The organism is Brevundimonas sp. NPDC046655 (assembly GCF_044901625.1).
Lineage (GTDB): Bacteria > Pseudomonadota > Alphaproteobacteria > Caulobacterales > Caulobacteraceae > Brevundimonas.
On record NZ_JBJDPV010000001.1, the window covers coordinates 1259434 to 1279528 of the forward strand.

Below are 20095 nucleotides of genomic sequence, written 5' to 3' on the forward strand. Positions count from 1 at the left end.
CATGAATCCTAGGGCCTCGCGGTTCCCGCCGCCGTCGGGACACTATGCTCATGAGTCCGTAGCTGGATCTCTCCGCGACCGGCATAGAAGCAAATTGTTCCCACGATCCCGAGCAGGCCAATGCAGGCCGTCGAAATCAGGGCGACGCGGTCTCGCCGCCCCACGATCAGACAGCCGATCGCCGCCATGCCCATGAAGGCGCCGTACCCGAGGTGCAGCGGAACCTTGTAGGCGCCGAGCAGGATGACGGCCACGCATAACATGATGGCGGCCGTGATGAGGCTGACGACCGCAGCCGCCAGGATCTCGAGCACCGGCCGAGGCTTCTCGAGGCGTTTGAAACCGGGACGGCGGTTCCGCTTCCCGTAACGCCCCTCGCGCCAGCGCTGGCCGCGTTCGCGGCCCTTGAAACGGTTCTTCGCCATGGCCTCAGGACCGGGCGGCCGGCGCCGCCCCTCTCTCGCGTCGCACCAGCAGCAGCCTGATCCGCAGGATCTGGGCTTCCTGGTTGCGGATCGTCTCCTCGGCGAACCCGCGTACCTCCGGGTCGTCGCCGTATTCCAGGGCGATGCGCGCCATTGCGGCCGCGCCCTCGTGACGGGCGATCAATCCCCGCAGGAAGTCCTCATCGGCGTCGCCGGTGTAGTCGATGTCCAGGCTCTGGGACATCCGGACGCTCGCCTCGCGATAGGAGCGCGTGGAGGCACTGTCGGAGGGCGCGTCGGCATGGCCCGCATGGTTATCGATCGAGCGGCCGTCCACCGCAGGCCGGGTGTCGACCTGGGTCCGCGACGGCAGCGAAAACAGGCCGAATGCAAAGGCCGAAAGGGCGAGAAACAGGGCCACGACCGACGCCCACCTCATCCGTTTCATGAGGACTTCCCCTGAAGCACGGGAGAGCCTGCGACGTCCCCGAGGTTTTCATCCCGTTTCAACACCGATATCGGGTCACGATAGCCGAGAAGACGCAAGGCGTTGATCACCACCAGCAATGTCGAGCCTTCATGCAAGGCGACCGCCGGACCTATGCCCAGGCCGAGAACTGTGGCCGGCACCAGGAAGGCGACGACGCCCAGGCTGACGACCAGGTTCTGGAGAATGATCCTGCGGGTTCGCCGACTGAGCCCGATCGTGAAAGGCAGGTGCGAGAGATCGTCGGCCATCAGAGCCACGTCGGCGGTCTCGAGGGCCACGTCGGAGCCGGCGGCCCCCATGGCGATGCCCACAGTCGCCGTCGCCATGGCGGGGGCGTCGTTCACGCCGTCGCCGACCATGGCGACCTTGGCTTCGGCGCGCAGACGTTTGATGGCGTCGACCTTGTCCTCCGGCATGAGGTCGCCCCATGCCTCGGTCAGACCGATCTGTCCGGCGATCGCCTGAGCCGCCCTCTGGTGATCACCCGAAATCATGATCATGCGCTGGACGCCCAGGGACCTCAGCGCCGTGATCGCCGACCGTGCGGCGGCTCGGGGCGTGTCGAGGAGGCCGATCACGCCGAGGTCCCGCGCGCCTCGGCGCACCACCATCAAGGTTCGCCCTTGCAGGCGCAGTTGCGTGACGACCATGGCCGCTTCATCGCTCAGCCCCGCGACGCCGTCGGCGCCGAACATCTCCGGCTTGCCGATCCAGATCGTGTCGCCTCCGAGCTGAGCCGTTACGCCTTTTCCGGTCAGGCTCTTCAGGTCAGACGCAGCCGCGATCGTCGCCTCCCCCAGGCGCTCCCCTCCGTCCCTCGCGATGGCTTCCGCCAACGGGTGGTCGCTCAGGCGTTCCACGGCGACTGCGGTGGCCAGGAGATCGCTTTCATGCGTTCCGCGCACGGGAATAATGTCAGTGATGCGTGGGCGGCCTTCGGTCAGAGTGCCGGTCTTGTCAAAGGCGATGGCGTTGAGCGAGCCGAGGTTCTCAAGCGGCGCGCCGCCCTTGATCAAAACGCCGGCCCGGGCCGCACGTGCAACCCCGGACAAGACGGCGCTCGGCGTGGCGATGGCCAGCGCGCACGGGCTAGCGGCGACCAGCACCGCCATGGCCCGATAGAAGCTGTCGCGGAACGGCTCGTCGACCACAACCCAGGCGAACAGCAGGACAAAAGCGAAGGCGAGCACCAGGGGCACGAATACCCGCTCGAAACGGTCCGTGAAGCGTTGGGTCGGCGATTTCTGGGTTTCCGCCTCGGTGACCATGCGGACCACCTTGGCAAGGGTGGTGTCGCTGGACTTGCGGGTCGTCTCGATCTCGATGGCGCCGGCGCCGTTGATGGTGCCTGCGAAGACGATGGACGCCGATCCGATCTGGACGGTCTGGGCGCGTGCAGAAGCCAGGTCTGCGACCGGCTGCTTGTCGACCGGCATGCTCTCGCCGGTCACCGGCGCCTGGTTGATGCTGGTCGTGCCGACCACCACGAAGCCGTCGGCCGGCAAGCGTTCATTGGGCCGGACCACCACGGTGTCGCCCACCTGGAGTTCTTCGACCGGCAGTTCGACGACCTGATCGCCTCGGCGCACGCGGGCGGTGCGGGGCGCCAGGTCGGCAAGCGCCTCGATGGCGCGCTTGGCCCGCCCCATGGCGTAGTGCTCCAGGGCGTGACCGATGCTGAACAGGAACAGAAGCAGCGCGCCCTCGGCCCAGGCGCCGAGCGCCGCCGCGCCTGCGGCGGCGACAAGCATGAGGGTGTCGATCTCGAAGCGCTTGCGGCGAAGGTTCTCGAACGCCTCGCGAACGGTGAAGAAGCCGCCGAACCCGTAGGCGGCGATGAACAGACCGAGAGGCATCCACGCCGGGACGCCGGCCGCCAGCTTCTCTATGGCGAAACCCAGCCCCAGCAGACCGCCGCAAGCCAGGGCGAAGATCAACTCCGTATTGGGCCCAAGCAAGCCGCCGTGGGCATGGTCATGCTTCTCGCCCTCCATATGGGCGTGCTCATGGGAGCCTTCCTCCCTGGAGGGATGCGCCGGCGCCGAGGTTTCCGACGGCGTATCCGTAGCCCGCAGACCCTGGGACTGAATGAAGCGATCGATTTCCGACCAGCTCGCCAGCCCCCGATCGAACTCCAGATGGAAGGCGCCGGACACATCCACCGCCGCCTCGACAATCCCGTCCTGCTCCGCAAGAGCGTCTTGAACGGTTCGGGCGTGGCGTGCATGGCGCAGCCCCGTCAACCAGCCGCTGACATGCCCGAAGCGCTCGCTGATCTCCACACCCGCCTTGAGAGCCGCCTGACGCACCTGCTGCAGGGTCACCAGGTCGGGGTCGTAATGAATGCAGAGGACAGGGACACCGTCCCTATCGGCAAGATGAGCCTCGAACACGCCCTGCCTTTCGCGCAGGGACGTGATCAGGCGATCGACGCAGGCGTCAGAGCCCCCTGGCACGTCGGGCAAAAGGCGGGCAAGCGTCAGTCTTATGGTCCTGGTCATCGGCGAGCTCCAGGCGTCGAGAACAATAGGTGATCAAGCGGCGATCGATGGCCATTCGCCCTGCCCGTCGTGCAGTTCGCCCTAGCGAAAGCCGTTGCGTGAAAGTCCGTCCGGTTTCGTTTGATCACCTCGCTTCTCCCCGGTCTCACGGCAGTTGCAGAATGGCGTCGAACCAGCCGAGATGCTGCAGGCGTTCGAGCGCCTCAAACAGCGGAAGCGCCAGAAGAAAGACCAGCCCGTCGCGCACCGTCCGAACAAAAAAGGCCGGACGGATGAGCACCTCCGCCTCATCCCGCCAAAGCGCGGGGTTGGGCAGAAAACGGGGGGTCCGCGCGCAATAGGCTTGATAGGGCGCGCCAAAGGCCTCGGTCAGATAGCCTTCCTCGCGGGCGACCACGATCCGGAACACGAGCCAGCAGATGAGGGTGAACACGAAGGCGACGCTGAGGCTGCCGGACAGGGCCCCTACGCCGAATGCGCCGATGAAGCTGAAGACATAGAGGGGATTTCGACAGATTGAATAGGGTCCGGCGGCGACGATCTCCTGCTTCTTGCGCCCGCCGATGTAGAGAGAGCACCAGCTGCGGCCGATGATGCAGGCCATGATGGCGACGAGGCCGAGGTGTTCGACCGGGTGTTCAAGCGCCGGCACGGCCGTCACGAGCGTCGTCCACGCCAGGAGCGCGAGAAGACAGGCGGCGATGAAGAGCTTCCGCCATCGCTGCACGGATTGAATGTCGATCATTGATCCAAAATCCTCTTCTGGAGCGGGCGCTGTCGCCCGTTCGATCCAGGGGGAAGCGATAAGCCGCAGGGCGGGTTGGGCAGCGTCATTCGCGCGGCTCCCCGTTCGTTCCGGACCGGCCGGCTTCGCCCAGAATGTCGATTCCGCCCTTCGCAGCGATGGCGGCGACGAGGACGCCGACAAGCAGGTCCGGCCAGGCCTGTCCGAGCCACATGACCAGAAGGCCGGCGATGAGAATGCCCCCGTTCGAGGCAAAATCATTGAAGCTGAAGGTCTCGGCCGCCTTCATGTTCACGTCGCCGCTGGCCTGGCGACGGATCATCTGCAGACAGATGAGGTTGACCACCGCCGCCACGACCGCAAGACCGATCATGATGGGACCCATCGGTTCGGTTCCGGTCAGGAACCGACGCCCGGCGTCGATGAGAACGCCGCCTGCGAAGACGAGAAGCATGACGCCGGAAAGGCCCGCCGCCCCCCTCTTCCATGACTCCGCGCGGCCGATCGCCAGAAAGCTGATCAGATAGACTGCGGCGTCGGAGGCGTTGTCCACGGCATTGGCCAACAGAGCGCTGGAATCGGCGGCCCAGCCGCCGATTCCGAGCCCTGCCGACAGGCCGGCGTTGAGACCAAGAACCGTCAGCAGCGTACGACGCTGCTGACGGTCGTCCTGATTGCGAGCAATCAATCCTCGATCCCCTCCGATTTCCGATGCTTGACCGCCTTGGCGGCGAAAGTCGGCAGAACCAGCAGCGTCAGGGCTGTCGCCGTCAGCAGACCGCCGATGACCACAGTGGCCAGCGGCTTCTGCACCTCGGCCCCCGCCCCGTGCGCCAGCGCCATGGGAATGAAGCCGACGATGGCCACCAGGGCCGTGGTCAGCACCGCTCGCAGGCGACTGGACGCCCCTTCGATGGCGGCCGCGACAGGCTCAAGTCCGGCCTGCAGCCGCTCCCGGATCGCCTGCATCAGCACCAGTCCGTTCAGGGTCGCAACGCCCGACACGGCGATGAAGCCAACCGCCGCCGACACCGAGAAGGGCATCCCCCTGAGCAACAGCGCCAGCGCCCCGCCGACCAGGGCCAGAGGCACGCAGGCAAAGACCAGGCCGGCCTCCGCAAACGATCCCAGCGCCATGAACAGCAGGACGCCGATCAGGATGAAGACGATCGGGATCACCAGACCCAGGCGCTGTTCGGCCCGTTTCAGGTTCTCGAACTGTCCACCCCAGTCGAGGCGATAGCCGACCGGAAGGGCGATGTCGGCCACCGCCGCCTGGGCGTCGGTCACGAAGCCGCCGAGATCGCGACCGCGCACATTGGCCTGGACCACCATGCGTCGGCTGCCGTTCTCACGGCTGATCTGGTTCGGTCCTTCAGCCGTCTCGATACGCGCGACCGACGACAGGGGCACGATCACCCCCGTGCTCGAGACGATGGGCAGGGCGGCGAGGGTCGCCGGATCGTTTCGCGCGTCATCCGGCAGACGCACGACGACATCGAAGCGACGGTCGCCCTCGAAGATACGACCCGCCTCGGCGCCCCCGACGGCGGCCGAGACCGCCTCCGAGACGTCGGCCGCCGACAGCCCGTAGTTGGCCGCCGCGAACCGATCGACGCTGATGGTCAGGGTCGGCAGGCCGGACGCCTGCTCCACCCGCACGTCGGCCGCGCCGGGCGTGGCCCGCAGCTTGGCGGCCACCGCATCAGCCGTCTTCTGCAAGGTGTCGAAATCGTCGCCATAGACCATGACCGCGAGGTCGGTGCGGACGCCCGAGATCAGTTCGTTGAAGCGTAGTTCGATCGGCTGGCTGAACTCGAAGCTGTTGCCGATCTGCTGGCTGGCGACATCTTCAATCCGGGCGATCAGGTCTTCCTTCGACAGCTTGGGATTCGGCCAGTCCTTGCGATCCTTGAGGATGATGACCGCGTCCGAGATGTTGGCGGGCATGGGGTCGACAGCGGCCTCGGCCGTGCCCGTCCTGGAGAACATGGTCTCCACCTCGGGCTGAGCCTTGATGGCGCGTTCAAGGGCCATCTGCATGGCCAGGGATTGCTCCAAAGAGGCGGAAGGCACGCGCAGCGACTGCATGGCGATATCGCCCTCGTCCAGGGTCGGGATGAACTCCCGGCCCAGGCTCATGAAGGAGACGGCCCCCACGCCCAGCATCGCCAGGGCGGCGATCAGGACCACCTTGGGACGAGCGACGGCCGCGCCGATGGCCGGCTGGATCCACCGACGAGCAAATCGCAGGATGCGGGTCTCATGCTCCTCGGCCTTGCCGTCCGGTCCCAGATGGACGGTCTTGGGATCCCTCACCAGGAGAGCCGTCATCGCCGGCACGAAGGTGAAGGAGAAGATGAAGGCGCCGACCAGGGCCAGCATGACCGTCGCCCCCATGGGCACGAAGGTCTTGCCCTCCACCCCTTCCAGCATCAGCAGCGGCGTGAAGACCAGGAGGATGATCAGCTGGCCGAAGGCGGCCGGTTTGACCATCTGGCGCGCCGCCTGCATGGCCACGCCGAGACGTTCGTGACGGGTCAGCATCCGCCCCAGTTCGCCCCGCCGCTGGGTCAGCATCAGCAGGGTGTTTTCGATCACCACCACGCCGCCGTCGACCATCAGGCCGAAGTCGAGCGCGCCCAGGCTCATCAGGTTTCCGCTGATGCCGAACCGGTTCATGCCAATGACGGCGAACAGGAAAGACAGCGGGATCATCAGGGCCGTGATCGCCGCCGCCCGGAAGTTTCCGAGCAGCAGGAACAGGACGACGATGACGAACAGGGCGCCTTCGATCAGGTTGCGCGCCACGGTCGAAATGGTCGAGTTGACCAGATCGCTGCGGTTCAGCACCGGCGCGGCGACCACGCTGGGCGGCAAGGTGGCCGCCACCTGTTCCAGCCGCTCGGCCGCGGCCTGAGCCACGGTTCGGCTGTTCTCGCCGGCCAGCATCAGGGCGGTGCCCAGCACCGCCTCATGCCCGTCGCGGCTGGCCCCGCCGAGGCGCGGCGCCTGGCCGATCTCGACCGTCGCCACATCGGCGACACGAACCACCAGACCGCCGCGATTGACGACCGGCGCCTGGGCCAGGTCCTCGACCGTCGTGGCCAGGGCGTCGGTGCGGACCACCAGGGCCTCGCCTGCCCGCTGGACATAGCCGGCGCCCGCCTGGGTGTTGGCCCGGTCCAGCGCCTGCACCAGATCATTCATGCCCAGGCCGTAGCGGGTCAGGGCGGCGGCGTCAGGCCGGACGGCATATTCCTTTACATAGCCGCCGTTGACGTCGACCCCGGCCAGGCCGGGCGCCGTGCGCATCTGCGGGGCGATGATCCAGTCCTGAACCGTGCGCAGATAGGTGGCGCGCTGCTGCGGCGTGGTCAGCCGCTCGCCTTCCGGCGTCAGATAGGATCCGTCGGCCTGCCAGCCGGGCTTGCCGTTGGCGACCGTGGTCTTGGGGCTGAAGGGGACATAGTCGACCGTCCACATCAGCACCTCGCCCAGGCCGGTCGTGATGGCCGACAGATTGGGCTCGACGCCTTCGGGCAGCTTCTCCGACGCCTGCCGCATCCGCTCGGCCACCTGCTGGCGGGCGAAATAGATGTCGGTCTGGTCGGTGAAGACGACGGTGATCTGGCTGAAGCCGTTGCGGGACAGGGAGCGGGTGCTCTGCAGTCCCGGAATGCCGGCCATGGCCGTCTCAAGCGGATAGGTGACCTGGCGTTCGATCTGCTCGGGCGCCAGCGCCGGGGCGACGGTCGTGATCTGGACCTGTCGATTGGTGATGTCGGGAACGGCGTCGATCGGCAGTTTGGTCAGTTCGAACAGGCCAAGCGCGGCGACGAGCGCCACGGCCAGGACGACGAACCAGCGAAAACGGACGGACGCTTCGATAAGAGCTTTAAACATATTCCGTCGCTCCTAGTGGCCGTGCTCGGCTTCGCCCTTGGCGAGCTCCGCCTTGAGCAGGAAGGCCTTGGCCCCGGCGATGCGTTCGGCGCCGGTCAGGCCCCGCACGATCTCCGTCCGGCCGCCGGCCTGGCGGCCGACCATGACCGGAACGGCGCGGAAGCCGCCTTCAACCTGGACGAAGACGACAGTACCGCCATCGACCGTCTGGACGGCCTCGGTAGGAACGGTCACGCCGTCGGCTTCGCCGCCCGTCACCAGGGCGCCGCTGACCGGCGAACCGGCCGGCGGCAAGGCTCCGCCGGCCGGCCGGGCGCGAATGACCGTCGCACCGCTCTCGCCGGCGCCGCCCGCGGCTACGCCCGTGACGATCGCATCGAATTCACCGGCAGGACCTTGAACACGCAACGACGATCCCGCCCGAACCTGGGCGGCCAGGGCCGGCGGCGCATTGAACACCAGTTCCACACGCGCCGGGTTGGTGACCTCGGCGACCACGCCGCCCTGAGGCGCGAACCCGCCCGGACCGACCAGAACCGAAGTCACCACGCCCGAGATCGGGCTGGAGACGCTGATCCGCCCCGAGGCATTGGGCCCGCCTGCAGCAGAGGCGCGGGCGCGCGCGGCCCGGGCCGCGGCGTCGGCGCTGAGCGATTGGGCGCGCGAGGTTTCGACCTCCTGGCGCGCCACCACGCCCTGGGACGCCAGGCTGTCGTTCCTCTGATAGGCGCGCCGCGCCGCGTCAGCCGCCGCAGCGGCGGCGTCGGCGTCGGCGCGGAAGGTGGCGGCGTCGCCGCTGACCAGCACCGCCAGGGCCTGGCCGGCGCGTACCGACTGGCCCGGCGCCACCAGAACCCGCTCGACCCGGCCGCCCACTGAAGCGGCCACGGCGGCGCGCGCATCGATCATGGGTTCAACACGGCCGGCAAGGCGGGTCTCCCCGCCTCCACCGCGCCCGACCGCCATAACAGTGATGCCTGAAGCTTCGATCTGCGCAGGGGTCAGGTTGATAACGCCCTCCTCCGCTTCGCCCGCGGCTTCGCCTTCATGGCCGGCTTCTGCGGGCGCCTCAACCGCCGGCGAGGGCGCAGGCCCGTCGCGGGTCATGAGGAAGGCCGCGCCGCCGATGACGATGACCGCAACGGCGGCGCCGGCCATCAGCCAGGTCTTTCTGGTCTTGATCAGGGTGTTCACAGGGCGGCTCCAAACGGGATGCGGCCTTGCAGGCGCGCGAGGTCGATTTCCGCACGGACGCGCGCGAGGCGGGCGTCAACGGCGGCGGTGCGGGCGGAGATCAGGGCGGCGCGGGATGCGCGCAGTTCAAGCTGGGAGATGCGTCCGGCTTCGAAACCCAGCCGAGAAAGGCGATAGGCCTCCTCGGCCGAGGTCACGCCGGCGTCCGTCGCTCCCACGCGACTGACGGAGGCGTTGAGGCGCGCCAGAGCCGCGCTTCGATCGGCGGCTTCTTCGAGGCGAGCGCCGTCGAGACGGGCTTCCGCCGCCCGGAACTCAGCCTGGGCCGCCTGGATATTGCCCCGATTTCGATCGAACAGCGGCAGGGGCATGCTGACGCCGAACGTCAATGCGGTGGCGTCTTCGGCTTCGTAGCGCCTCACCCCGACCGAAGCGCTGACGTTGGGACGAGCATTGATCCGCTCCACCCGGATACGCCGTTCGGCCGTGTCGCGCTCCGCTTCCGCCACGCGCACGACGGGCGAAATCGATCCGGAGGGCTCCGACGCCGATGGCGTGCGATCCAGAACGCCTGCGTCGATGGAGGTGACGGCCGTCGGCAACATCGCCGTCGCCGTCAACCGCGCGAAAGCGGCCTCGCGTTCAGCGCCGGCCTCGTCTTGCGAAGCACGCGCCGAGGCCGCCTCGGTTTCCGCCTGAATGCCGCGCAACAGGGGTTCTCGCCCCTCTTCCACCAGCAACAGGGCGGCGCGAGCGTCGGCCAGGGTGATGGTCAAGGCCTCCTTGGCCAGTTGAAATCGACGATCAGCCGCCTCGGCCTCGGCGTAAACCAGCGCCAGCCGACCCGCAGCGTCTACGCCGGCGAGATCGCGGCGAAGAGCGGCTGCGCCGGCTTCCCCGCGCGCGACCTCCACCCTGGCGCTGCGACGCCCCCAGAGTTCAAGGTCCTGGGTCACAGCCAGGCTGGTCTCGGCATTGCTGTAGCCGTCATAGGGACCGCTCCCCAGGACGCCGTCGACGCTCAGGCCGAGTTGAGGATTGGGGCGCACGCGCGCCTGACGAACGCGCGCCTCGGCGGCGTCGAGCAAGGCGCCGGCCTCGACGTTGACCGGCGTCTGGCCGATGCGTCCGAGCAGGGTTTCATAGCTTGGCGCAGGATCAGCCCAGGCAGGTGCAGCGGCCGCTGTCGCTACGGCGACCACGGCGCAGCCGGCCGCCAGGAGCGGCGACCGACGATGTGAGGAAGACATGGTTCATTTCCCAGATTTCTGACGGATGGGCGCACGAAGGCGCGGCATTCGAGTCAGACTCTGGGTGGGCGGTCCGGGCCGGCCGGCGTTCGGGACGCCATCTGGTCGCACTTCGGCGCCTTGGGGCCGCCAGTCTTGTCCAGCTTGGCCGGAACAGCGATCGACAAAGGCTGTATGCCGGTTGAGCCGTGGTGACAGTGACCATGGGCGCAGCCGCCGTGTTTTAGGTCGCCGCCCTTGCCCTGTTCCTGGTTCTGCTCGGGCGAGGCCGAAAAGGATGAGGCCGCGGCATCAGCCTGGGCTTCCGGCGCGCAGGTCGCCGCCTCCGCGGCCGGCAGGAAACCGAACACGACGATGATGAGCGCAAGAAGCGCCCCCGCCAGAAGTGTCCTGTTCGACCATTCAAACATGATCACTTCCTAGCACAACGCAGGCGAGCGGCAAACGAGAACGAGGCATCAAACGCCGCAAGCCCAGCCTTGTTTCAGGACCGATCGTCGACGGACGTGAAACGTCGCGGGTCACCTCGGCTTCCATCGCAGCAAACGCATGGCGTTGGCGGTCACCAGCACGGTCGCCCCGGTATCGGCGAGGATAGCCGGCCACAGACCGGTGACGCCGATCAAGGTCGTGACCAGGAAGACGGCCTTCAGGCCCAGGGAGATGGTGATGTTCTGACGGATGTTGCCCATCACCCCGTTCGACAGGACGATCATGTCGGGAATGTCCTGGACCCGACCGTGCAGCACCGCCGCGTCAGCCGTCTCAAGAGCCACGTCGGCGCCGCCGCCCATGGCGATGCCGATGTCGGCGGCGGCGAGTGCTGGCGCGTCATTGATGCCGTCGCCGACCTTGGCGACGACAAGACCTTGGGCCTGGAGTTCCTTGACGATCCTCTGCTTGTCCTGCGGCAGCAGTTCCGCGCGCGCTTCGACGCCGAGGCCGCTGGCGACCGCCTCGGCGGTGCGCTGGTTGTCCCCCGTCAGCATGACAGAGCGAACCCCCATGGCCTTCAGACGAGCCAAGCCCGCCGCTGCGTCGGACCGCGCCTCGTCCCTTATGGCCAGGAAGCCCACGACCCGGCCGTCGATCACGACGACCGAAACGGTCTTGCCCTGCGCATTGAAGCGCGCGACCGCCTCATCCTGAGACGCAGAGAGCAAAGTCCGCCGCGCGGCGGCCTGAGGCGAGCCCAGGAAGACCTCTTCGCCCCCCACGGTCCCTTCCACGCCCTCCCCCGCGATCGCCCGGGCCGCCGAAGCGGGCAGGATGGACACGCCCTCGGCCTTGGCGCGATTGAGTATGGCCACGGCCAGGGGGTGGCTCGATCCGGTTTCCAGCGCCGCCGCCAGCGCGAGCATCTCGGCTTCCGGACGTGCGCCGGCCACGATGTCGGTCACCAGCGGCTTGCCGGACGTCAGCGTTCCCGTCTTGTCGAAGGCGACGGCGGTGATCTTGCCGAGGGTTTCGAGCACGGCCCCGCCCTTCATCAGCAGCCCCCGCCGTGCGCCGGCGGACAAACCTGCAGCGATGGCCGCCGGCGTCGAGATCACCAGGGAACAGGGACAGCCGATCAGCAGGATCGCCAGGCCCTTGTAAATCCATTCGCCCCACCCTGCCCCGAACACGAGCGGCGGCACGGTCGCGACCAGGGCGCCGACGACGAGAACCAGGGGCGTATAGATCTTCGAGAAGCGGTCGATGAAACGCTCGGTCGGCGACTTGGATTCCTGCGCCTCCTCCACCAGACGCACGACCCGCGCAATGGGGTTGTCGGCGGCGGCCGCGGTGACCCTGACGCGCAGGACGCCGCCTCCATTGATGGTCCCGGGGTAGACAGGGTCGCCGACCATTTTCCGCTTGGGAACGCTCTCCCCCGTCACCGGGGCTTCATCGATTTCGCCTTCGCCTTCAACGATGTCCCCATCCGCCGGTACGCGGTCGCCGGGCCTCACCAGGATGACAACGCCGACCGCCAGGCCTTCAGCCGGAACTTCGCTGACCTGACCATTGACCTCGACAAGGGCGGTCTTGGGGACCAGGTCGGTCAACCCCTGGATGCTCTTGCGAGCACGGCCTGCAGCGACGCCCTCCAGCATTTCACCGACCAGGAAGAGAAGGACGACGACCGCCGCCTCTTCCTGAGCCCCGATGAACACGGCCCCGACCGCAGCGATCGTCATCAGCATCTCGATCGAGAACGGCGACCCGAACCGGGCGGCGGTGATCGCACGCCAGCCGACCGGGACAAGACCGACCGCCAGGGCGACCAGAAAGGCCTCGCGTTCGACGGCGGGGAACAGGTAGCCCAAGACATAGGCTGCGATCAGGGCGACGCCGCAGGCCGCCGTCAGCTTGGCCTTTCGGGTCCACCACCAGGGGCCCTTCGCCGCAGGCGGGTTGTCGGCGGGAGAGACGATCTCCGATCCCGTCGTCGAGGTCGGCGGAGCGAGCGTCTCGACGCCGTAACCCAGATTGCGGACCTGTCGCATCGCATCGTCCCCAGCGAAATCGGGGCCGTGCTGAATCTTCAGGACGCCGGAGGAGACCGCCACCGCAACATCGATGACGCCCGGAAGTTTGCGCACCGCCGTATCGACCTTGGAGCCGCAGCTTGAGCAATCCATGCCGGTCACGCGATATCGGGTTTCCAGGGTTTCCGCCGCCACGAGCGTGCTCCTTGTTTCAAACTCCAGCCGACGCTACTTCCTCTAGCGACTAGAGGAGCAAGCGGTAAAATGAACCAGGGCGTGACGATCGGCCAGGCGTCGAAGGAATGCGGGATCAAGGCGCCGACGATCCGCTACTATGAACAGATCCAGCTCCTGCCTTCGCCCCCCCGCACGGAAGGCAACCGGCGCCTCTATGACGACGGCGATCTGCGTCGTCTGCGGTTCATTCGACACGCGCGTGAACTCGGTTTCGAGATCGAACCGATCCGCGAGCTTCTGGCGCTGGCCGGTGATCCGAGCCGCCCCTGCCACTCGGCTGACACCATCGCCCGGTCCCACCTCGCCGATATCGACCACAAGATCGCGCGCCTCACCGCCTTGAGAGCCGAGGTCGCCCGCATGACGCAATGCGTCCAGGATACATCTTCAAAATGCCGGGTCATCGAGGCCCTCGGCGACCATGGCAACTGCCTGCACGACAGACACTAGGATCCTGAGGACGGGCCTGCTCCCGACCGAGCCGACCTCGAATCCGCCCCTGCCTTTCGCCCTACAACTGAAGCCCGAAGCGCGACGCGACCAAGGTCATCACCACGTAGAGAACGATGGTCAGGGCGCATCCAGCCGCCAACGCGATCCAGAATGACACTCCCTGCCGCAGGAGGGCCGGGATCAGAAGGAACATCGGCAGCGACGGCAGGACATACCAGAAGGTCGCTTCGGCGTGAGCCGCCATGTTCCCGGCGTCCGGTCTGTCCCGCCATAGCCAGATCATGCCTAGAACTGAAACAAGCGGCAGGGAGGCCACCAGGGCGCCGAACCCGGGATAGCGCTTGGCCAGCGTCGAGACAGCGGCGATCAGAAGGCCCGAGATCGTGGCTTTGAGGACGAAATACAACATGAGGCGACCCTGCGCCTCAGCGGCCAAGGTTCGCAATGGGGTCGGTCACCGACGTATCCAGAACTGAGCGCCCGGACAGGCGGAGAAGGTCACCGTCGCCCGCTCGCGCCATGGAGATGAGGTCAGGCCCCGGCCTCCGCGTCCCGCGCGAGCTCCGCGATCCGCTCATTGCTGGCTGCGGCGACCAGGTTTCGGAGCCGGACCACGGATTCGAACTGGAGCGCCAAGTCCTCAGCATTGACGTCGTACTCGTCGGAATAGCGCGCTTCGACATAGGCGCGCTTCAGAAGCTCAAAGCGCCGTCTGTCGGCACGCTCCTCCCTCGGCCAAGCGCCGGTCAGTCGCTTGTCGGTGTCCTCAGCCAACGACCGGAGGAACTTGATGTTGTGGGAGCGCGGAAAGTAGAAGGTGTGAACCAGCAGGAAGCAGACGTAGGCACGTTCAACCGCCTGATGGAGTGAAAATGCAGCATCCCTTCTCCACCCGAGATCGGATTCATTCGCCAGTTGCCCCTTGGCGGTCTCCAGGGACCTGTCGACGCTCCCAATCCACTTTGCGAAATGCCGCTGGGCGGCGTCGCATGCTTCCATGGCCGTCATCGGCTTCGGCTGAGCGAATGGATGTCCCGGCAACTCATACAGCACCACGCCGTCGCGCAGGATGTCGGTCCAGAAATACTCGCCCCGGGTCAGGGCCTGGTTCACCTCGGCCATGGTGTGGACGATGATGTTGACCGTCCGCCCCACGGCGGGGTCGCGCAGGATCTTGTCCTCGGCGACGTACCAATAGTCGGCGATGTCGGTCAGCTTTTCGTGGCTGACGATCACCAGCAGATCGAAGTCGGACAGGTAGCCGTTGTCGGGTTCGTCGACCCAGTCGGTGCGGGCGTAGGAGCCAAACAGGATGATCTTCAGCACCCGGCCGTCGCGCCGCCAAGACTGGGTGCCCCCGCCCCCGCTCTTTATTGCGGCGTCGAACTCGGTCAGCAGGGTCGTACGAACGCGCTCCAGCTCGCGCTGCTGTTTGGCCGGCAGATGGTCGAGATCAGCCCGCATGGAACTGCCCGTCCTGCGATCGGAGCGTCGTCGGATCGATCATGCCTGCCAGGTTCGTTCGCATCCGCGCCTCAAATCACTTCTGCAAAAGCCTACCTCGCCGCCACGCCAAGCGCCACAATGAGGGAGGGTGTCCGCCGGGCTGTTAAGAACACGAGAGCTCGCGCGCCGACGCCTTTAGCTTTCGCCTGGACATAGCGACGGCCATCCGAGCGGACAGGCTACTGTCACCGGAACGGCGTCCCTAGGCAAGCAAAACACTCCCATCAGCTTCGCGTCACACTCAGGAGCAAGATGTGATCCCGATCGGGATCATGCCTTTGCATTCCGACGCCCCACGCTCTATATGTGTTCCCGTACGGGAATTTGACCATGAGCAAGACCAGACCGCCCCAGCTCCCCGTCGGCCTCGCCGCCGCCTCAACGGAGGCGCGCTCGCGAGTGGGCGGCCTGTCCAGCCCCGGAAAATTAGGCAAGACCTCGCGCCTTGTTCGATACCCCACCCAGTCGAACGCGCTCAGAGCCCTGCTGGACGACACCGGCGCCCGCGAGATGAGGATCACCTTCAAAGCTCGGGCGGGGCAAATGCTCAAGCCAGGCGTTTCTCGCGTGGAAAAGCCCTCCCCTTCGGAAAGGTCAAAGCCATCAGCCGGCGCCGTTGCGCTGATCCTGAGCGCCCTGAAGTCGTCCGGACTGGAAAGCCCACCCGCGGGCGGCGCCGCCCGGCCGCTGCCGCCCCGGATCGAACCCATACCGCTGCTTGACGGCGCCGCCCTCGGGAACCTCGTTCGCACAAAGCGCCTGGCGCTCAAGCTCACCCAGCAGCAGTTGGCTGAACACGCTGGCGTCGGTCGCCGGTTCGTCAGCGAACTGGAAGCCGGAAAGCCCACGATCGAACTCGGCAAGGCGCTGGCCGCCTGTCAGGCGCTCGGCCTCACGCTGACAGCGCAGGACTCTCATGGCTGAAGACGTCCTCGCCGTCTGGATGGACGGCTTTCCCACCCCGGCGGGGCGGCTCGCAAGAACCGCACATGGCGACACGGCCTTCCTCTATGACGCCGACTATGTCGCCGCCGGCGGCGCCCCCCTGTCTCTCTCCCTGCCGGTCGAGGACGAAGCATTCGGCGACGTGGAGACACGCGCCTTTTTCGCCAACCTGCTGCCGGAAAATACGCAGCTGCAGCGGATCATGGAGCGCGAAGCGCTGGCCCGCGACGATGTAGTAGGCCTCCTGAAGCATCTGGGCGTGGATTGCGCCGGCAGCGTCTCCTGCCTCCCGCTGGATATGCCGCCGATCAAGAGTCCCGGCGTCCTCGCCGAGGACTATGAACCCCTCGACGACAGCTCCCTGCTGAAGATCGTCAAATCGCTACGCGACGAGCGGCGGCTTCCAACGGAGGTCACAGACCCGTCTCCGGTCGCCGGCGTGCAAAGCAAGGTCGCCGTCACCCTCCTGCCCAATGGCGCCTTCGCCCTGCCCAGATACGGGTCGCGCGTGCCCACGACCCATATCCTGAAGGTGCCGGCGCGCCGCGACGCGCGGGACGCACGTTATGAAGAGGCCGCCGCCATTCTGGCCTCGGCCGCTGGCCTGGATGTCTCCGTGCCTACCGCGATCCGGATCGGCGATGTCGACGCCTTGCTGATCGAGAGGTTCGACCGCCACGTCGCCGACGGGGTCGTCACCCGAATCCATCAGGAGGATTTCGCCCAGGCGCTAGGCCTGCCTTCAGAGCTCAAGTACCAGAGACGGGGTCAACCCGGCCGCTGGTTCGACGTCAGCGCCGCCATCTCGGTCCTGGACCAGACGCGCGACCCCGCCGCCAGCCGCCTCGCCTTCCTCAGAACCACCATCTTCAATCTCTGCATCGGCAATACGGACAATCACGCCAAGAACCACGCCATCCTTTACGATGCGCCTGGCGCCCCTCGCTTCGCCCCCCTCTATGACCTTCTGCCCATTCGGCTAAGCCGGCACTTCACCCATGAGCTGGCTTTCCAGATTGGCGCGGCGAAGCATTTCGACGAGATGACGGGCGAGGACCTGAACGCCTTCTTCGTAGAAATGGGCGTCGAAGAAGCCGATTTCGACCTGCTGCTCGAGGGCGAGATCACCCCCATGATCGTGGCTCTCGAGAAGGCCTCGCCCCGGCTGAAATCGGCGGGACTGAAATCCTTCAACGACCTCCTTGGACGGGAGATGGAAGAACTGACGGAACGATTGGAACTCGCCACCCCTGTCGAGGCCCGAGACTATTTTCCGGCCGAAGGCGTCTGATCGGAACACATTCGCGTCAGGCCATGCGGGGCTCGGCCGCAGCCGAACCTATCTCGATGGCGTCCGCAGGTACTTCACCAGCGCCGCGATCCCCAGCACAGCCAGCACGACGGCGAGGAGCCATTGGACGCCCATCGCCAGCATCATCATGCCGCCCATGCCGCTCATCATGTTCATGCAGTTCATCATTGCTCGCGTCCTGACATTCTGTCGGCGGGGACCAGTCCAACCGACCGTTTAAATCTAAGCGTCTGATCCCATTCAGGGCGCCCATCGCCCTGGTCGGAATCGGGTTGAGAAGCAGCCGTTCAGTGAGGGCCTATTCTTTGCGTTTCGGGTCGGGGTCGATCTTACGCTTCGGAGCGTCCGTCTTCCCTCGGCGAAGGCTCCTCACGATCATGGGCGCCACGCAGCAGATGAACAGCATCAAGGCTATGATGGTTATAACGAAGTTCTGATCCATGACTGGCTCCTAGGTGGCCTTTCCTCCCGGCCCGGGTGAAGCGATCCATCGAATCAACGAGCGCCATGCGGCGACCCTCGGAATGAACATCGGCGTCTGGCTGCAATATCGCCTGTAGTCATCGCCGTACTGGCTGAGCAGTTGGCGCTCCTCGCTCCTGGCGAGCCATGCGTAGGCGATGACAATCACCGGAAAGGCCGCAAGGGAGAAGACGGTGGGCCAGTGGATCACCCCCTCGCCCAGGATCGCAATGAACAGTCCGGAGTATTGGGGGTGCCGCATATAGGCGTATGCGCCCTGCGTAACGAGCCGACCCTCCCTGACCCCCGCGTGCAGTTGCCGCCAGGCGACAATGATCAGCATGATCCCAAGGGCCGCAACGCCGTATCCCACGATCATCGACACGTACATGATCTCGGGAACGCCGGTCAGGTAAACCCAAAGATTTCCGCGCCAAAGCCCACCTCCCGCCTCGAGACCGAAGACACGGGTGATCACGTACAGGGTGAGCGGAAACCCATACATCTCGGCGTAGAAGGCGATGAGAAAGGCCTGGAGGACACCAGCGCGCGTCCATTCTCTCCACGTGCGGGGCGCGAGGTAGTGGTAAAGAAGCCAGGAGACGACGGCGATCGATATCGCCGCTACTCCCCAATAGGTACGGTCAGGCATCAGGCGCACCTTTCTGCTCGGACCTGCTCAATGATCAGCAATACCTGATCATCAAGGTTTGGTTTCAAGGGAACCCGTCTACGAGGCCATCGTTCCGCTGGCCGCCTCTCGCGGACCCCCGCCTCAAGGGCGGCGACCACACTAAATCCGTCGATCGTCCAGGACAGACTCAGGATTCACATCATACCCAGAGGGCGCGCATTGCCGCACATAAATACCGTAGCCGCCGAATAGGCGACGTTGGTCGGGCTCGAGAGGCCCTTCAGCGCGGGAAGGATGTTGATGATCGGTCGAGGTTTGCGAGCGGTCCCTCGCGGCGTCTGGGCTTTGGGGTTCGTATCCCTGTTCATGGACATCTCCTCGGAGATGATTCACAGCCTGCTGCCCGTCTTCCTCGTCACCACCCTGGGCGCCAGCGTTGCCCTGGTCGGCGTGATCGAAGGCGTGTCCGAAGCCAGCGCATCCATCACCAAGGTCTTCTCCGGCTGGCTCAGCGACCGGTTGGGCAACCGCAAACTGCTGGCGGTTCTCGGCTATGGCCTCGGCGCCGTGTCCAAGCCCTTCTTCCCCCTGGCGGTCACGCCGTTCGAGGTGCTGGGCGCCCGTTTCGCCGATCGGATCGGCAAGGGCGTGAGAGGGGCCCCACGCGATGCGCTCGTGGCTGACATTACGGAGCCCGGGACCCGAGGGGCCGCGTTCGGGCTTCGTCAGTCGCTGGACACGATCGGCGCCTTCATGGGTCCTGTGATCGCCATTCTGCTCATGCTGGCCCTGGCCGGAAACATTCGCGCCGTGTTCGCCTGGGCCGTCGTCCCGGGCGTCATCGCCGTGCTTCTGCTCGTGTTCGGCGTCGAGGAGCCGAAGAAGCATGGCGAGGCCAGGGCTGCTCGCTCGCCCATCCGATGGAGCGAGGTCAGGGCCATGGGGCGACCCTTCTGGTCGGTCGTGGCCGTCGGCGTCGTGTTCACCATGGCTCGGTTCAGTGAAGCCTTCCTGGTTCTGAGGGCTCAGGACGTCGGCCTCACCATGGCCCTGGTTCCCGCCGTGATGATCGTCATGAATGTGGTCTATGCCGCCGTGGCCGCGCCCGTCGGGGCCTTGTCCGACCATCTGGATCGGAGAATGCTGCTGGTCCTGGGCCTGGGCGTTCTGGTGCTGGCCGACCTGGCCCTGGCGTTCGCTACCTCAATTGGAGTCGTCCTGATCGGGGTGCTGCTCTGGGGGCTCCACATGGGCATGACCCAGGGGCTGCTGGCCGCCTTGATCGCCGACACGGCCCCCGCTCGACTGCGGGGAACCGCCTTCGGCGTTTTCAATCTCGCGACCGGCGTCGCCTTGCTGGCGGCGAGCAGCCTGGCAGGCGGCCTTTGGTCCCTGGCAGGGCCGCAGGCGGCCTTCCTGTCCGGCGCCGTCTTCAGTCTTGTCGCCATGATCGGCCTGGCGTCGCTTCATATGCGAGCGAGGCGATCAAAACCTCCTCCCTCCCAACGCCTGCCGGGCGCCTGAGCAAGGGGGAAGGGCGGTGCGTCCGAGAAGCAACGGG

General features: G+C 66.3%; 18 protein-coding genes. 4 read left to right on the forward strand and 14 right to left on the reverse strand.

What is annotated here, in order from left to right; translation table 11 throughout:
- Positions 1-8: 8 nt before the first annotated feature.
- The 10 genes from ACI2KI_RS06220 to ACI2KI_RS06265 all read right to left on the reverse strand — a co-directional run bounded on the left by ACI2KI_RS06220 (position 9) and on the right by ACI2KI_RS06265 (position 13180).
- On the reverse strand, positions 9-425 hold the full coding sequence (locus ACI2KI_RS06220; protein WP_178826562.1) for a hypothetical protein: 417 nt from the start codon (positions 423-425) through the stop codon (positions 9-11).
- Between the two features lie 4 nt (positions 426-429).
- Positions 430-846, reverse strand: coding sequence for a DUF305 domain-containing protein (locus ACI2KI_RS06225; protein ID WP_225910412.1), 417 nt, complete (start codon positions 844-846; stop codon positions 430-432).
- Between the two features lie 23 nt (positions 847-869).
- Complete coding sequence (locus ACI2KI_RS06230) at positions 870-3416, reverse strand: heavy metal translocating P-type ATPase (protein WP_404618495.1); 2547 nt, start codon at positions 3414-3416, stop codon at positions 870-872.
- Between the two features lie 145 nt (positions 3417-3561).
- Positions 3562-4344: an isoprenylcysteine carboxylmethyltransferase family protein gene (locus ACI2KI_RS06235; RefSeq protein ID WP_225910411.1), complete on the reverse strand. Its 783-nt coding sequence runs from the start codon at positions 4342-4344 to the stop codon at positions 3562-3564.
- Positions 4247-4849 carry a cation transporter gene (locus tag ACI2KI_RS06240; protein WP_178826570.1) on the reverse strand — a complete coding sequence of 201 codons (603 nt, stop codon included), beginning with the start codon at positions 4847-4849 and terminating at the stop codon, positions 4247-4249. Before ACI2KI_RS06240 ends, ACI2KI_RS06235 begins: the two co-directional genes overlap by 98 nt.
- A complete protein-coding gene (locus ACI2KI_RS06245) occupies positions 4846-8067 on the reverse strand; it encodes an efflux RND transporter permease subunit (protein WP_178826572.1) in 3222 nt (1073 codons plus the stop codon). The genes ACI2KI_RS06240 and ACI2KI_RS06245 overlap by 4 nt, the downstream gene beginning before the upstream one ends.
- Positions 8068-8079: 12 nt before the next feature.
- Complete coding sequence (locus ACI2KI_RS06250; RefSeq protein ID WP_225910410.1) at positions 8080-9261, reverse strand: efflux RND transporter periplasmic adaptor subunit; 1182 nt, start codon at positions 9259-9261, stop codon at positions 8080-8082.
- Positions 9258-10511, reverse strand: a complete 1254-nt coding sequence (locus tag ACI2KI_RS06255; protein ID WP_178826574.1) for a TolC family protein — start codon at positions 10509-10511, stop codon at positions 9258-9260. Before ACI2KI_RS06255 ends, ACI2KI_RS06250 begins: the two co-directional genes overlap by 4 nt.
- Positions 10512-10564: 53 nt before the next feature.
- Positions 10565-10921, reverse strand: a complete 357-nt coding sequence (locus ACI2KI_RS06260) for a hypothetical protein (protein ID WP_207826189.1) — start codon at positions 10919-10921, stop codon at positions 10565-10567.
- A 111-nt stretch (positions 10922-11032) separates the two neighbouring features.
- Positions 11033-13180: a heavy metal translocating P-type ATPase gene (locus ACI2KI_RS06265; RefSeq protein WP_404618497.1), complete on the reverse strand. Its 2148-nt coding sequence runs from the start codon at positions 13178-13180 to the stop codon at positions 11033-11035.
- A 69-nt stretch (positions 13181-13249) separates the two neighbouring features.
- On the opposite strand from ACI2KI_RS06265, the gene ACI2KI_RS06270 reads away from it, so the two are divergent.
- Positions 13250-13672: a helix-turn-helix domain-containing protein gene (locus ACI2KI_RS06270; protein ID WP_178826578.1), complete on the forward strand. Its 423-nt coding sequence runs from the start codon at positions 13250-13252 to the stop codon at positions 13670-13672.
- A 61-nt stretch (positions 13673-13733) separates the two neighbouring features.
- Here the strand turns inward: ACI2KI_RS06270 and ACI2KI_RS06275 are convergent, their stop codons facing one another.
- The gene (locus ACI2KI_RS06275; RefSeq protein WP_076222542.1) at positions 13734-14084 is read right to left on the reverse strand and encodes a DUF3147 family protein; all 351 of its coding nucleotides are present in this window, start codon (positions 14082-14084) and stop codon (positions 13734-13736) included.
- A gap of 122 nt (positions 14085-14206) precedes the next feature.
- A complete protein-coding gene (locus ACI2KI_RS06280) occupies positions 14207-15139 on the reverse strand; it encodes a HEPN domain-containing protein (protein ID WP_076222544.1) in 933 nt (310 codons plus the stop codon).
- A gap of 372 nt (positions 15140-15511) precedes the next feature.
- On the opposite strand from ACI2KI_RS06280, the gene ACI2KI_RS06285 reads away from it, so the two are divergent.
- Both ACI2KI_RS06285 and ACI2KI_RS06290 read left to right on the forward strand, forming a co-directional pair.
- The gene (locus tag ACI2KI_RS06285; protein WP_225910408.1) at positions 15512-16105 is read left to right on the forward strand and encodes a helix-turn-helix transcriptional regulator; all 594 of its coding nucleotides are present in this window, start codon (positions 15512-15514) and stop codon (positions 16103-16105) included.
- Positions 16098-17417 (forward strand): HipA domain-containing protein, encoded by a 1320-nt coding sequence (locus tag ACI2KI_RS06290; RefSeq protein WP_076222546.1) that lies wholly within the window; start codon positions 16098-16100, stop codon positions 17415-17417. Before ACI2KI_RS06285 ends, ACI2KI_RS06290 begins: the two co-directional genes overlap by 8 nt.
- A gap of 48 nt (positions 17418-17465) precedes the next feature.
- On the opposite strand, the gene ACI2KI_RS06295 is transcribed toward ACI2KI_RS06290, so the two are convergent.
- Positions 17466-17606, reverse strand: coding sequence for a hypothetical protein (locus ACI2KI_RS06295; protein WP_207826187.1), 141 nt, complete (start codon positions 17604-17606; stop codon positions 17466-17468).
- Between the two features lie 283 nt (positions 17607-17889).
- Positions 17890-18552 carry an isoprenylcysteine carboxylmethyltransferase family protein gene (locus tag ACI2KI_RS06300; RefSeq protein ID WP_076222548.1) on the reverse strand — a complete coding sequence of 221 codons (663 nt, stop codon included), beginning with the start codon at positions 18550-18552 and terminating at the stop codon, positions 17890-17892.
- A 282-nt stretch (positions 18553-18834) separates the two neighbouring features.
- On the opposite strand from ACI2KI_RS06300, the gene ACI2KI_RS06305 reads away from it, so the two are divergent.
- The gene (locus ACI2KI_RS06305; protein ID WP_198935242.1) at positions 18835-20058 is read left to right on the forward strand and encodes an MFS transporter; all 1224 of its coding nucleotides are present in this window, start codon (positions 18835-18837) and stop codon (positions 20056-20058) included.
- Positions 20059-20095 lie beyond the last annotated feature (37 nt).

Excerpts from the sequence above, each read along its gene's own strand:
- ACI2KI_RS06290 (WP_076222546.1), top strand. The coding sequence starts at position 16,098 with ATGGCTGAAGACGTCCTCGCCGTCTGGATGGACGGCTTTCCCACCCCG.
- ACI2KI_RS06255 (WP_178826574.1), bottom strand. The coding sequence starts at position 10,511 with ATGTCTTCCTCACATCGTCGGTCGCCGCTCCTGGCGGCCGGCTGCGCC.
- ACI2KI_RS06305 (WP_198935242.1), top strand. The coding sequence starts at position 18,835 with ATGATCGGTCGAGGTTTGCGAGCGGTCCCTCGCGGCGTCTGGGCTTTG.
- ACI2KI_RS06280 (WP_076222544.1), bottom strand. The coding sequence starts at position 15,139 with ATGCGGGCTGATCTCGACCATCTGCCGGCCAAACAGCAGCGCGAGCTG.
- ACI2KI_RS06295 (WP_207826187.1), bottom strand. The coding sequence starts at position 17,606 with ATGATGAACTGCATGAACATGATGAGCGGCATGGGCGGCATGATGATG.
- ACI2KI_RS06285 (WP_225910408.1), top strand. The coding sequence starts at position 15,512 with ATGAGCAAGACCAGACCGCCCCAGCTCCCCGTCGGCCTCGCCGCCGCC.
- ACI2KI_RS06300 (WP_076222548.1), bottom strand. The coding sequence starts at position 18,552 with ATGCCTGACCGTACCTATTGGGGAGTAGCGGCGATATCGATCGCCGTC.
- ACI2KI_RS06270 (WP_178826578.1), top strand. The coding sequence starts at position 13,250 with ATGAACCAGGGCGTGACGATCGGCCAGGCGTCGAAGGAATGCGGGATC.
- ACI2KI_RS06245 (WP_178826572.1), bottom strand. The coding sequence starts at position 8,067 with ATGTTTAAAGCTCTTATCGAAGCGTCCGTCCGTTTTCGCTGGTTCGTC.
- ACI2KI_RS06260 (WP_207826189.1), bottom strand. The coding sequence starts at position 10,921 with ATGTTTGAATGGTCGAACAGGACACTTCTGGCGGGGGCGCTTCTTGCG.
- ACI2KI_RS06220 (WP_178826562.1), bottom strand. The coding sequence starts at position 425 with ATGGCGAAGAACCGTTTCAAGGGCCGCGAACGCGGCCAGCGCTGGCGC.
- ACI2KI_RS06230 (WP_404618495.1), bottom strand. The coding sequence starts at position 3,416 with ATGACCAGGACCATAAGACTGACGCTTGCCCGCCTTTTGCCCGACGTG.
- ACI2KI_RS06275 (WP_076222542.1), bottom strand. The coding sequence starts at position 14,084 with ATGTTGTATTTCGTCCTCAAAGCCACGATCTCGGGCCTTCTGATCGCC.